The following is a 12,375-nucleotide window of genomic DNA, read 5'->3' on the forward strand; positions in this document are numbered from 1 at the left end:
CGAAGGCGTCAGCCCAATCACCACAACTCTATGTGCCTGAACGCTCCACGAACGGGCAACCCGCTTCGATTCGGTGCAAAAAATCAACGCTATAACCGCGCCTAACCAATAAAACCGCGCTTCGCGTAGTTGGCACAACCACTGCATAACCCTTTTCACCATACATAAAGCCCAACCTTCAACGACGAAGGCTGCGCTTCCCGAGAGAACGGGACCAGGACAAAGGCGTCCTCGCTAGGCAACTAGCGGGACGCCTTTTTTTGTTTGCGCAAAATTTGTCGAGCAAGGCCCGACGGCCCACCAGAGGCCAGCCGCAGCTCCCGGAGAACCTGATGAAAAAACTCAAACTGGTGATGATCGGCAATGGCATGGCCGGGGTGCGTACCCTGGAAGAACTGCTCAAGCTGAGCGACGAGCTCTACGACATCACCGTCTTCGGCGCCGAACCGCACACCAACTACAACCGCATCCTGCTGTCGCCGGTGCTGGCCGGCGAGCAGACGTTCGAAGAGATCGTCCTCAACGACCTCGACTGGTACCTGGAAAACAACATCAAGTTGCTGCTCAACCGCAAAGTGGTGGAGATCGACCGGGTCAAACGCCGAGTGATTGCCGAGGACGGCACCGAAGCCGAGTACGATCGCCTGCTGATTGCCACCGGCTCGACCCCGTTCATCCTGCCAATCCCCGGCAACACTTTGCAGGGCGTGATCGGCTATCGCGACATCGCCGACACCCAGGCCATGATCGACACCGCCAGGACCCACAAGCACGCCGTGGTCATCGGCGGCGGCCTGCTCGGCCTCGAAGCGGCCAATGGCCTGATGCTGCGCGGCATGCACGTGACCGTGGTGCACCTCGGCGAATGGCTGCTCGAGCGGCAACTGGACAAGACCAGCGGCCAGCTTCTGCAATCGGCGCTGGAATCCCGTGGCCTGCATTTTCGCCTGTGCGAACAGACCCAAGCCTTGCACGATGCCGGCAATGGCCGGGTCGGTTCGGTGCAGTTCATGAACGGCGACATCATTCCTGCCGATCTGGTGGTGATGGCCGCCGGCATCCGCCCCAACACCGAACTGGCAGAAAAGGCCGGCATTCCGTGCAATCGCGGGATTCTGGTCAACGACACCCTGCAAACCTACGACCCGCGCATCTACGCAATCGGCGAATGCGCCAGCCATCGCGGCATTGCCTACGGCCTCGTTGCGCCGCTGTTCGAACAAGCCAAGGTCTGCGCCAATCACCTCGCGCAACTGGGTTTCGCTCGCTATCAGGGCTCGGTGACTTCGACCAAATTGAAAGTCACCGGCATCGACCTGTTCTCCGCCGGCGATTTCATGGGCGGCGAAGGCACCGAGACCATCACCCTCTCCGACCCGATCGGCGGCGTGTACAAAAAACTGGTGATCAAGGATGACGTGCTGGTCGGCGCCTGTCTGTACGGCGATACGGCAGATGGCGGTTGGTATTTCCGGCAGATTCGTGAGAATCACGCCATCGGCGAGATCCGCGATCACCTCATGTTCGGCGAAAACGCTTTAGGCGACGTAGGACATCAGGGCCAGGACAAAGCCATGGTCATGGCCGACAGCGCCGAAGTCTGCGGCTGCAACGGTGTGTGCAAGGGCACCATCGTCAAGGCGATTCAGGAACACGGCCTGTTCAGCGTCGATGAAGTGAAGAAACACACCAAGGCTGCCAGCTCCTGCGGTTCCTGCGCCGGCCTTGTTGAACAGATCCTGATCAATACGGTGGGTGGCGCGGCCGACGTCAAACCGAAAAGCGAAAAAGCCATCTGCGGTTGCAGCGATCTCAACCACGGGCAGATTCGTCAGGCGATCCGTCAGGAACACCTGCTGACCATCGCCGAGACCATGAGTTACCTGAACTGGCGCACGCCCAATGGCTGCGCGACCTGTCGCCCGGCGCTCAACTACTACCTGATTTCCACCTGGCCGGGCGAGGCCAAGGACGACCCGCAATCGCGTCTGATCAACGAACGCGCCCACGCCAACATCCAGAAGGACGGCACCTATTCGGTGGTGCCGCGCATGTGGGGCGGCGTGACCAACCCATCGGAACTGCGGCGGATCGCCGATGTGGCCGACAAGTACAACGTGCCGATGGTCAAGGTCACCGGCGGTCAGCGCATCGACTTGCTGGGGATCAAGAAACAGGATCTGCCCGGCGTCTGGAAAGACCTCGACATGCCGTCCGGCCACGCCTACGGCAAATCCATCCGCACCGTGAAAACCTGCGTCGGCAGCGAGTTCTGCCGCTTCGGCACGCAGAACTCGACGCAACTGGGCATCGAACTCGAGCACGACCTGTTCAACATGTGGTCGCCGCACAAAGTGAAGCTGGCAGTGTCCGGTTGCCCACGCAACTGCTCGGAAGCGGGCATCAAGGACGTAGGAATTATCGGCGTCGACTCCGGCTGGGAGATGTACATCGGTGGCAACGGCGGGATCAAGACCGAAGTCGCCGAGTTCTTCGTCAAGCTCAAGACTGCCGAAGAAGTCCGTGAATACAACGGCGCGTTCCTGCAGCTCTACCGCGAAGAAGCCTTCTACCTCGAGCGCACCGTGCACTACCTGCAACGGGTCGGCATGGAGCACATCAAGAAGAACGTGCTCGAAGACGCCGAGCGGCGCAAGGCCCTGAACGAGCGCCTGCAATTCTCCCTGTCGTTCGAACAGGACCCATGGAAAGAACGCCTGGCGCAGCCGCAACTGAAGAAAGAATTCGACGTGATCCCCGTGAAAAACCTGGAGGTGCCGGCATGAACTGGCTCGATATCTGTGCGCTGGAAGAGATCAACGCCCTCGGTTCGCGGATCATTGCCGGGCCGAAAGGAGACATCGCGATTTTTCGTACAAGCGACGACGAGGTTTTCGCCCTCGATGACCGCTGCCCGCACAAGGGAGGGCCGCTGTCGCAGGGCCTGATCTATGGCAAGCGCGTGGCCTGCCCGCTGCACAACTGGCAGATCGACCTGGAAACCGGCGAAGCTCAGGCGCCAGACATCGGCTGTGCCCATCACCATCCGGCGCGGGTCGAGAATGGCCGGGTGCAACTGGCCCTGCGGGACGCCATCTGATGAACCGCCAGACGACCGCCTCGACCTGCTGTTACTGCGGGGTCGGCTGCGGCGTACTGATCGAGCATGACGGCGAGCGCATCCTCGGCGTCAGCGGCGATCCGGCGCACCCGGCCAACTTCGGCAAACTGTGCAGCAAAGGCTCGACGCTGCACCTGACCGGCGACCTCGCCGCCCGCGCCTTGTACCCGGAACTGCGCTTGGGCAAAGGCCTGGCGCGCAGCCGTACTGACTGGGATACCGCCCTCGACCACGCGACCAACGTGTTTGCCGAAACCATCGCCGAACACGGCCCGGACAGCGTGGCGTTCTACATCTCCGGGCAGTTGCTCACCGAGGACTACTACGCCTTCAACAAACTGGCGCGGGCGCTGGTCGGCACCAACAACATCGACAGTAATTCGCGGCTGTGCATGTCCTCGGCGGTGGTCGGCTACAAACGCAGCCTCGGCGCCGACGCGCCGCCGTGCAGTTATGAGGATCTGGAGCTCAGCGACTGCGTGATGATCGTCGGCAGTAACATGGCCTACGCCCATCCGGTACTTTTCCGTCGACTTGAAGAAGCCAAATCCCGTCGCCCGCAGATGAAAGTCATCGTGATCGACCCACGTCGCACCGATACCTGCGATTTGGCCGACCTCCACTTGGCGATTCTTCCGGGCACCGATGTCGCCTTGTTCCATGGGATTTTGCATCTGCTGCTGTGGGAAGACTGGATCGATCGCGATTTCATCAAGGCGCACACCGAAGGCCTCGCCGAACTCAAGACGCTGGTGCGCGATTACACCCCGCAAATGGTTTCGCAGCTGTGCGGCATCAGCATCGAGCAACTGCAGCAATGCGCAGAATGGGTCGGCACTGCGCCGAGCTTCCTGTCGCTGTGGTGCATGGGCCTGAATCAGTCCAGCGCCGGCAGCGCAAAGAACAGCGCGCTGATCAATCTGCACCTGGCCACCGGGCAAATCGGCCGGCCCGGTGCAGGACCTTTCTCCCTGACGGGTCAGCCGAACGCCATGGGCGGGCGGGAAACCGGCAGTCTGTCCAATTTGCTGCCCGGTCACCGCGATGCCGCCAACCCGGAGCATCGCGCCGAGGTGGCGGCGTATTGGGGCGTGGAGAGCTTGCCCGAGGCGCCGGGCCTGAGCGCCATCGAACTGTTCGAAAACCTGCGCAGCGGCAAAATCAAAGCACTGTGGATTGCCTGTACCAATCCGGCGCAATCGATGCCTGATCAGAGCGCAGTCCGCGCAGCGCTTGAGGCCTGCCCTTTTGTGGTATTGCAGGAAGCTTTTCGCACCACCGAAACCGCTGCATTTGCCGACCTGCTGTTACCCGCCGCCAGTTGGGGCGAGAAAGAAGGTTCGGTGACCAACTCCGAGCGGCGCATTTCCCACGTGCGCAAAGCGGTTGTCGCACCGGGCGAAGCGCGGCCGGACTGGGCAATCACGGTGGATTTCGCACAGCGTCTGGAGAAACGTCTGCGTCCTCGGCAGCCAAGTCTGTTCGCTTTCGATCGACCTTCGCAGTTGTTTGATGAATTCAAAGCGCTGACCCGTGGGCGAGACCTGGATCTGTCCGGGATCAGTCATGCCTTGATCGACGAGATCGGTCCGCAGCAATGGCCCTTCCCTGCCGGCGCCCGCCAAGGCACGCCACGCTTGTACGGCGACGGCATTTTCCCTACAGCCAATGGTCGCGCGCAGTTCATTGCCGATCCGTACCGCGCCGCCAAGGAACAACGCGACGCGCGCTTTCCGCTGACTTTGATCACCGGTCGCCTGCGTGACCAGTGGCACGGCATGAGCCGCACCGGCACCGCCGCGCAATTGTTCGGCCACGTCAGCGAAGCCGTGCTGAGCCTGCACCCGGACGAGATGCGCCGGCATCGCTTGCAGCCCGGCGATCTGGTCAATCTGAAAAGCCGCCGTGGCGCGGTGATTGTTGCGGTCGGCAGCGACGACAGCGTGCGTCCGGGTCAGGCGTTCCTGCCGATGCACTGGGGCGATCGCTATCTCAAGGGCGGCGTCAACACGCTGACCTTGCCGGCGTTTGATCCGCTGTCCAAACAACCGGAGCTCAAGCACAGCGGCGTGCGTCTGGAGGCAGTCAATCTGCCTTGGCAACTGTTCGCCTTGATCGAGGGTGATGTTCAACGGCATTTCGAGACGCTACGACCGCTGTGCGAGGCGTTTTCCTACGTTAGCCTCAGCCTTGTCGGGCGTGAGCGGCCAGCGTTGCTGATACGCGCTGCACACGGCCAGGCGCCGGATCCACAGCTGCTGGGTGAGATCGACCAGTGTCTGTCACTGCTGGATGGCCCGGTTCTGGCCTATGACGATCCGCGTCGCGCCATTGGCAAGCGGGTGCGCATCGAAAACGGCCGTATCACTGCGATTCGCCTGGCCGGGGAAACCCTTGCGCAACACTGGTTGCAGAGCCTGTGGCTGGAGGGCCGCGCCGACCAACAACTGCGGCGCTGGCTGCTCGCGCCGATGAGCGCGCCGCCGGGCACTGTCGGAGCGATCGCCACCGACAAGACCTTGTGCAATTGCGAAAACGTCAGCCTCAACGCAGTCTGCGCCGGCATTCGCCAAGGCCTGGATCTGCAAGGCCTGAAAAAAACTCTCCGATGCGGTACGCAATGCGGCTCCTGCGTGCCGGAAATCAAGCGTCTGCTGGCTGCCGAAGCGCGGCCGGTCGCGGTCATTTAACGAGGACAACACCATGAATGCGAAAGTCTGGCTGGTGGGCGCAGGCCCTGGCGATCCGGAGTTGCTGACGCTCAAAGCGGTGCGCGCATTGCGCGAGGCCGATGTGGTGATGATCGATGATCTGGTCAACGACGCGGTGCTGGAGCACTGCCCGGCTGCGCGGGTGATCCCGGTGGGCAAACGCGGCGGCTGCCGTTCGACCCCGCAGGCGTTTATCCATCGGCTGATGCTGCGTTATGCCCGCCAGGGCAAATGCGTGGTGCGCCTGAAGGGCGGCGATCCGTGCATTTTCGGCCGCGGTGGCGAAGAAGCGCAGTGGTTGCGCGAGCGCGGGGTTGAAGTGGAATTGGTCAATGGCATCACCGCTGGGCTGGCCGGGGCGACGCAGTGCGATATTCCGCTGACGCTGCGTGGCGTGGCGCGCGGGGTGACGCTGGTGACTGCGCACACGCAGGATGACAGCCAGTTGAACTGGCAGGCGTTGGCGCAAGGCGGGACGACGCTCGTGGTTTACATGGGCGTGGCCAAGCTGGGCGAGATTCGTGATCAGCTGCTGGCCGGAGGGATGGCGGCGCATACGCCAGTGGCGATGATCGAAAACGCCTCTTTGGCGCATCAGCGTGAATGTCGCAGTGATTTGACTGCGATGGCTGAGGATGCCTCGGCGTTTGAATTGAAGAGCCCGGCGATTCTGGTGATTGGTGCGGTGGCGGCCGTTGCTCAAGAACAAAAGATCGCAGCTTTCGGTAGCTCCGGGTCGGCGTACAACGCGCAGGCGCTTTAAGCGGCGAAGCCAAATCGCAGACAAAGAAAAGCCCGGCCTGAGCCGGGCTTTTCCATCAGCGGCAGCTAATTACTTAGCTTGAGCTTCAACCTGCGCTTCTACGCGACGGTTTACAGCGCGGCCAGCGTCAGTTTTGTTGTCAGCAACTGGGCGGGATTCGCCGTAGCCAACAGACTGAACGCGGGACGATTCAACACCGTACTGGTTGGTCAGAACTTGCTTAACGGCGTTTGCACGACGCTCGGACAGTTTCTGGTTGTAAGCGTCAGGACCGACGGAGTCAGTGTGACCTTCAACAGTAGTGGTGGTGGATGGGTACTGCTTCATGAAGTCAGCCAGGTTCTTGATGTCGCCGTAGCTGTTTGGCTTGACTACCGACTTGTCGAAGTCGAATTTCACGTCCAGCTCAACACGAACAACTTCAGCAACTGCTGGGCAGCCATCAGCGTCAACGGTTACGTTGGCTGGGGTGTCCGGGCACTTGTCAACGTTGTCGCAAACGCCATCGTTGTCGCTGTCGGAGCAGACTTCAGCAGGTGCTGGAACTGGAGCAGCAGCTGGCTTGGAGCCGCCACCGAAGTTCACACCGATACCGACGCTAGGAGCCCACTCGGTGTCGCCCTGGTCGATGTTGTACTGAGCTTCAACGCCGGCACGGGCGTAGAAGTTCTCGGTGAAGTACAGCTTGGCACCGCCGCCAACGTTGGCGAAGGTGGAACGGTTACGACCGTTCGAACCGTTCTGGTCGATGCTCTGGTCAGAGAAACCGGCCGAAACGTATGGACGAATCATGTCGCCTGGGTTGTTGAAGTGGTACAGAGCGTCCAGAGCGGTGTTAGCGCCTTTGACGTTCTTGCCATCGTCGGCACGTACGTTGTGCACTTCGTCGTAGCCCAGACGCAGTTCAACGTCGTCGGTCAGGAAGTAACCGATCGAACCGCCGAACAGGTTGCCGTTGTTCTTGAAGTTACGAGCGCTGTCGAATTGTTCTTTCTTAGCGAAGCCTTCGATTTCAACTGCGCCTTGGCCTTGTGCCAGAGCGCCGAACGAAGTGGCGGCAATCAGAGAACCAATGGCCAAGCCCAAGGTGTTTTTCAGTTTCATCCGTTAAATCCCCATCTGGTGATTGTGAAGCAGTCCCGCAAACCGGGGGACAACTCGGCGGCAAGTCTATCAGAACTTGCCTACACGTAAGAGATATTTGCGCTGAACTAAGTTTCAGCAATGCCTGCAAATTTCTCACGCAATTTATCTAGAGCGCGTTTGTAACGCATTTTTGTCGCACTCAAACCCATGTGCATGATGTCTGCGATCTCCTGAAACTCCAGCTCTGCGACAAATCGTAGCACCAGAATTTCGCGGTCAATCGGATTCACATACACCAGCCAGCGATCAAGCCCACCCTTCTCCTCCGGCTTCGGCGCCTTTTCTTCAGACGCTTCTTCAAGAGGGTCCAGACTGAGAGCGTCCATCAAGCGACGCTTACGCCGTTCCTTCCGATACTGCGTGATGCATTCGTTGTAAGTGATGCTGTAAAGCCAGGTTTTGAACTTCGATTTCCCCTCGAAGTTCTTCAGGCCGTACAGCACCTTCAGCATCACTTCCTGACAGACATCGTCTGCGTCGCGATCGTTCCCAAGATATCTCGCGCAGACGTTAAATAATGTTCGCTGGTAACGCCGCATCAACTCTTCGTAGGCGCGCGTTACGTGAAACAGCTCGGTATGCGAGCGCGCGACCAACTCCTCATCAGAGAGCTCGCGGGGGTCGTAGCGCGTGGATAGCGGTTGGGCTTTATTCAAAACAAGTCGTGCCGACAGTCAGGTCAATGTCCGCCACAACCAGCCTCGGCTGGCATTTTGCGGCGGCATACATTAGCAGGGTTTGCCGGTTTAGCGGCTACTCACATGCTGTTCCAGCAGGATCCGATTGGAGAGAGAGACTAGCTCACCCTCATCGGTCAGCAATGTGGTTTTAACCGTGCCGATCTCTTCGATCTGGCCTTCGACCTCGCCAACACGCACTTGTTGCCCAACCTCATACAGCTCACGCACATAGATTCCCGCAAGAATCTGACCGGCGATTTCCCGGCTTCCCAAACCCATGGCCAGCGCAACTGCCAGACCAACGGTAATCAAAACGATGACAATTACATGGTTCAGCAGGTCGGTCTTGACCTCGAGCTGGCTGATCGCAACCGAGATGCTGATGATGATCACCAGCCCCTGCGCGATCCGTCCCAACCCGGAAGCGTAGTCCAGCCCTACGCCTTCTGCTGCGCCGCGCACCAGCCCGTTGGCCAGTTGCGCCAGCAGGACCCCGACCAGCAATACCAGCGCGGCGCCGAATACTTTCGGCAGATACAACGCCAGCATGTCCAGCGTAGCTGAAACTCGCTCAAGGCCAAGGGATTCTGCTGCGGAAACCAGAAAAATCAGCAGAACGAACCAGTAGACGATTTTACCGATCAGCGTCGAGATCGGCACTTGCAGCCCGGCGCGCGACATCAGCTTGGTCAGCCCGGTGCCGCCCATCAGGCGATCGAGGCCCAGTTTGGCGAGCAATTTGGAGAGCAAGGTGTCGAGCAGCTTGGCCACGACGAAACCCAGCAGCAGCACAACCAGTGCGCCGAACAGGTTCGGAATGAAGTTAGCGACTTTGGTCCACAACGCAGTCATTGCAGTGACGAGGCTCTGGGTCCAGAGATCAAGTTCCATATTCAATCAGCCTTATCAGCAGTGCGAGCAGTGGTTTTACGGAGACGGGAAACCGGCGAGACATGCGCCGAGCCATTGTTCAGGGCGATCATCAGCGCGGGCAGCCAGCGGCCCAGCAGGCTGAACAGATCACCGGCGCCGACCTGGCGGTTGGCGGTTTTGAGTACGCGGCCAAGGCACGCATCGTCGTCGCGGCTGGACGGCGAAGCGTTGAGCATGTCGCGCAAAGACTGTTCAAACGGATCGTGCATACGCACCTCTCGTGATGTCTGTGAAAGACGCGGGCAGATTTACTCGGGTCACATGCGCCATGTTCACACCCAGCGCAATCGACGGAACAACCACCACTGGCCGAATGCCAGGGCGAGCACCGTCAGACAGGCGATCAGGAACCCATACGGGCTTTCGGCGAACGGAATACCGCCGACATTGATGCCGAGCAGACCGGTGATGAAACTCATCGGCAAAAAGATGCAGGTAATGATGCCGAAGCGGTACATGGTGCGGTTCATGTGCACGCTCAAACGCCGGTCTTCGGCCTCCAGCACAAGCCCCACGCGCTCTCGGGTCAATTCGAGCTCTTCCAGATAACGGGTCAGGCTGTTGTTCAACTCGTTCCAGTAGTCGGCGTCGTCTTCGACGAACCACGGCAGTTTGATCCGCGTCAGCTGGCCGAAAATATCCCGCTGTGGGGCGAGAAAACGCTTCAGCCCGGCCGCTCTGCGACGGATGTGCAAAATCGCCCCATGCTCGGGCGTATACCGTTCGTCGGCGTCGAGCTTTTCTTCTTCCTCATCGACCACTTCCGACAGGCATGTGACCAGATCCTGCACTTTATTCGTGAGGAACTGCGCCAGATACAGCATCAATTCCGAGGAAGTTCTCGGCCCTTTGCCCTCAACCAGCAGCGCCAGCAACTCATCCGTAGCCCGCAACGGGCGCAAACGCAGGGAAATCACGCGCTGAGCGGAGGCGAAAATCCGCACCGAGACCATGTCTTCCGGCTCGGCGCCGGGATTGAGATTGACCCCGCGCAGAAACAGCAACAGCTCAAAGTCGGGCAATGGCAACAGACGCGGGCGGGTGTTCTCTTCCAGCAATAGATCGCAGGTGAATTCATTGAGCCCGCTGGATTTACGCAGCCAGGTCTGGGTCTGCGGATGGCTGCGATCCCAGTGCAGCCACAGGCTTTCATGGGCCTGCAGCTGCAAATCGTCGAGCTCAGTCCGGGCTATCGAACGCGCACCGCCCTTGCCGTCCAGCACCAGGGCATGCACCAGCCCCCATTGCGCGTTTTCTTCCTCGAACATCCGCATCCCTTGTCGAAAAGCTTATTCAGGCATTTTCAGCGGGCTCGGCGACACGATCACGCCGTTGTTGTCCGCATAAATGTATTGGCCTGGGTGGAACGTCACGCCGGCGAAAGTCACCGGAACGTTGAGGTCGCCGATGCCGCGCTTGTCGGTTTTCATCGGGTGGCTGGCCAGCGCCTGCACGCCGAGATCGGTCTGGGCGATGACGTCGACGTCACGGATGCAACCGTAGATCACCAGCCCTTCCCAACCGTTCTGCGCAGCCTTGGCGGCGATCATGTCGCCCAGCAGGGCGCGGCGCAGCGAACCGCCGCCATCGACCACCAGCACTTTGCCTTTGCCGTTGAGTTCGGCCTGCTCCTTGACCAGCGAATTGTCTTCGAAGCACTTGATGGTCACGATTTCGCCGCCGAAGGAATCCCGGCCGCCGAAATTGCTGAACATCGGTTCCAGCACCTGCACCAGCTCCGGGTAGGCGTCGCACAGATCAGGCGTAAGGTAATGTTCCATCGAAAAACTCCTGTAACAAGGAAGACGATCAAGGATGCCGCATTCTGATGAGACGAGTTCCAGCGGTCGCTGTTTACCTTAGTCCATGCCATGGTCGCTGAGCGAACCTGAACCGCGGCTGAAACGTTATCGCTAAACAGTCACGAAATATGACCAGAACCGCACAATGCGTCATATCTTAGCCGCAAGCCAGGCTGAACGGAACGCCCCTCACACCGCTGCGGCCAGATCTGTCGTCTGCGCCAGCAATGGCGTCTGCTGATCGTTCAACCAGCGCGCCACCAGCGGCCATACCTCAGCCTGCGCTGCTTTGCTCACCAACATTTCGACATGACCGAAATTGTCCGAGAAGCCCTGCTCGCGGCCAAGGTTGATGAACTGCTTGTGCTCGGAGCCGATCTGCTCGAACAGCTTGCGGCAGGCCCACGCCGGATCCTGATGATCGCCCGCTGCCGTCACAGCCAACACCGGCACCTGCACCTCGGCAAGCCCGGCCCACCAATCCTTGTCCTTGTCGCCGAAGCGGCCGAACAAGCCGTACCAGCGCATGCTTTCGATGGCCAGGCCGATCGGCTCGTCTTCCGGGCCGCGTTTGAGGCGTGAGCCGGACAATTGCGCGAAACGCTTGAGAATAAAGCGCCCGCCCCACTCCACCGGTGGGATTTTCAACGGCCAGTAGGTGCGGCTGACCTGGGTGCCGAAAAACGCCGCCGAGGCCACGGCCGGTTCGCCGAGATATTCGCCACCGAGCGCCGCCGCCAGGGTGATGCCGCCCAGCGAATGGCCGATCCAGTGCGGGATCTGTCCGCTCTGCTCACGCACGAACGCGGCAATCGCCGGCAGATCGTAGCGGGCATAGTCGGCCACGCGGTTGCGCCGGTAGTCCTCATTGCGCTGGGACAGGCCGTGACCGCGCATTTCCGGAATCCACACGTCGAAGCCCAGCCGCGTCAGATACGCGCCGAGCCCGAGGCCTTTGGGGGAAAACCAGAAGCGCCGATTGGAAAAGCTGCCGTGCAACAGAATCACCGGCACGCCGCGTGGCGCCGTGTCATCGGCCATGCCCAGGCGGGTGACGGCGATCTCCACGGACCAGTCCGGGCTGTTGCCGGGTTTCAATCGATAGACGTCTTCGCTCAGATCGCCGCGCCGCTCGGCGCTGATCAGCGCGACAGGAAACAGGTTGCTGCTGCTTTGCATAATGCTCTTGCACAAAAAAGGGCGGCATCCGCTGGAGCCC

At 60.2% G+C, this 12,375-nt stretch carries 11 protein-coding genes; 4 read left to right on the forward strand and 7 right to left on the reverse strand.

Annotated features, from left to right (window positions below; genetic code table 11):
• Nucleotides 1-332: 332 nt before the first annotated feature.
• Genes nirB through cobA form a run of 4 tightly spaced genes read left to right on the forward strand, consistent with a single transcriptional unit; the run spans nt 333 to nt 6,595 of the window.
• Nucleotides 333-2,786, forward strand: a complete 2,454-nt coding sequence (gene nirB / locus OC605_RS12060; RefSeq protein ID WP_262137345.1) for a nitrite reductase large subunit NirB — start codon at nt 333-335, stop codon at nt 2,784-2,786.
• Nucleotides 2,783-3,100: a nitrite reductase small subunit NirD gene (gene nirD / locus OC605_RS12065; protein ID WP_016773836.1), complete on the forward strand. Its 318-nt coding sequence runs from the start codon at nt 2,783-2,785 to the stop codon at nt 3,098-3,100. Before nirB ends, nirD begins: the two co-directional genes overlap by 4 nt.
• Complete coding sequence (locus OC605_RS12070; RefSeq protein ID WP_262137347.1) at nt 3,100-5,811, forward strand: nitrate reductase; 2,712 nt, start codon at nt 3,100-3,102, stop codon at nt 5,809-5,811. Before nirD ends, OC605_RS12070 begins: the two co-directional genes overlap by 1 nt.
• A gap of 13 nt (nt 5,812-5,824) precedes the next feature.
• Entirely contained in the window at nt 5,825-6,595 is a 771-nt protein-coding gene (gene cobA / locus OC605_RS12075; protein ID WP_262137348.1) for a uroporphyrinogen-III C-methyltransferase, read from the forward strand.
• Between the two features lie 69 nt (nt 6,596-6,664).
• On the opposite strand, the gene OC605_RS12080 is transcribed toward cobA, so the two are convergent.
• The 7 genes from OC605_RS12080 to OC605_RS12110 all read right to left on the reverse strand — a co-directional run bounded on the left by OC605_RS12080 (nt 6,665) and on the right by OC605_RS12110 (nt 12,335).
• A complete protein-coding gene (locus OC605_RS12080) occupies nt 6,665-7,699 on the reverse strand; it encodes an OmpA family protein (protein ID WP_016773833.1) in 1,035 nt (344 codons plus the stop codon).
• Nucleotides 7,700-7,806: 107 nt separating this feature from the next.
• Complete coding sequence (gene sigX / locus OC605_RS12085; protein WP_016773832.1) at nt 7,807-8,397, reverse strand: RNA polymerase sigma factor SigX; 591 nt, start codon at nt 8,395-8,397, stop codon at nt 7,807-7,809.
• Between the two features lie 90 nt (nt 8,398-8,487).
• Nucleotides 8,488-9,312, reverse strand: coding sequence for a mechanosensitive ion channel family protein (locus OC605_RS12090; protein ID WP_016773831.1), 825 nt, complete (start codon nt 9,310-9,312; stop codon nt 8,488-8,490).
• A gap of 2 nt (nt 9,313-9,314) precedes the next feature.
• A complete protein-coding gene (locus tag OC605_RS12095; protein WP_003223293.1) occupies nt 9,315-9,563 on the reverse strand; it encodes a hypothetical protein in 249 nt (82 codons plus the stop codon).
• 63 nt (nt 9,564-9,626) lie between these two features.
• Nucleotides 9,627-10,622, reverse strand: a complete 996-nt coding sequence (locus OC605_RS12100) for a zinc transporter ZntB (RefSeq protein ID WP_186565779.1) — start codon at nt 10,620-10,622, stop codon at nt 9,627-9,629.
• Nucleotides 10,623-10,643: 21 nt separating this feature from the next.
• Nucleotides 10,644-11,135 (reverse strand): ribonuclease E activity regulator RraA, encoded by a 492-nt coding sequence (rraA, locus tag OC605_RS12105; RefSeq protein ID WP_016773829.1) that lies wholly within the window; start codon nt 11,133-11,135, stop codon nt 10,644-10,646.
• A 210-nt stretch (nt 11,136-11,345) separates the two neighbouring features.
• Nucleotides 11,346-12,335 (reverse strand): alpha/beta fold hydrolase, encoded by a 990-nt coding sequence (locus OC605_RS12110; protein WP_123443117.1) that lies wholly within the window; start codon nt 12,333-12,335, stop codon nt 11,346-11,348.
• Between the last annotated feature and the right edge of the window lie 40 nt (nt 12,336-12,375).

This window comes from Pseudomonas sp. Marseille-Q5117 (genome assembly GCF_946901175.1).
Taxonomy (GTDB): domain Bacteria; phylum Pseudomonadota; class Gammaproteobacteria; order Pseudomonadales; family Pseudomonadaceae; genus Aquipseudomonas; species Aquipseudomonas iranensis.

Bases quoted from the DNA above. Each gene is read 5' to 3' on its own strand.
- nirB (WP_262137345.1), top strand. From the start codon at position 333: ATGAAAAAACTCAAACTGGTGATGATCGGCAATGGCATGGCCGGGGTG.
- nirD (WP_016773836.1), top strand. From the start codon at position 2,783: ATGAACTGGCTCGATATCTGTGCGCTGGAAGAGATCAACGCCCTCGGT.
- OC605_RS12070 (WP_262137347.1), top strand. From the start codon at position 3,100: ATGAACCGCCAGACGACCGCCTCGACCTGCTGTTACTGCGGGGTCGGC.
- cobA (WP_262137348.1), top strand. From the start codon at position 5,825: ATGAATGCGAAAGTCTGGCTGGTGGGCGCAGGCCCTGGCGATCCGGAG.
- OC605_RS12080 (WP_016773833.1), bottom strand. From the start codon at position 7,699: ATGAAACTGAAAAACACCTTGGGCTTGGCCATTGGTTCTCTGATTGCC.
- OC605_RS12090 (WP_016773831.1), bottom strand. From the start codon at position 9,312: ATGGAACTTGATCTCTGGACCCAGAGCCTCGTCACTGCAATGACTGCG.
- OC605_RS12095 (WP_003223293.1), bottom strand. From the start codon at position 9,563: ATGCACGATCCGTTTGAACAGTCTTTGCGCGACATGCTCAACGCTTCG.
- OC605_RS12100 (WP_186565779.1), bottom strand. From the start codon at position 10,622: ATGTTCGAGGAAGAAAACGCGCAATGGGGGCTGGTGCATGCCCTGGTG.
- rraA (WP_016773829.1), bottom strand. From the start codon at position 11,135: ATGGAACATTACCTTACGCCTGATCTGTGCGACGCCTACCCGGAGCTG.
- OC605_RS12110 (WP_123443117.1), bottom strand. From the start codon at position 12,335: ATGCAAAGCAGCAGCAACCTGTTTCCTGTCGCGCTGATCAGCGCCGAG.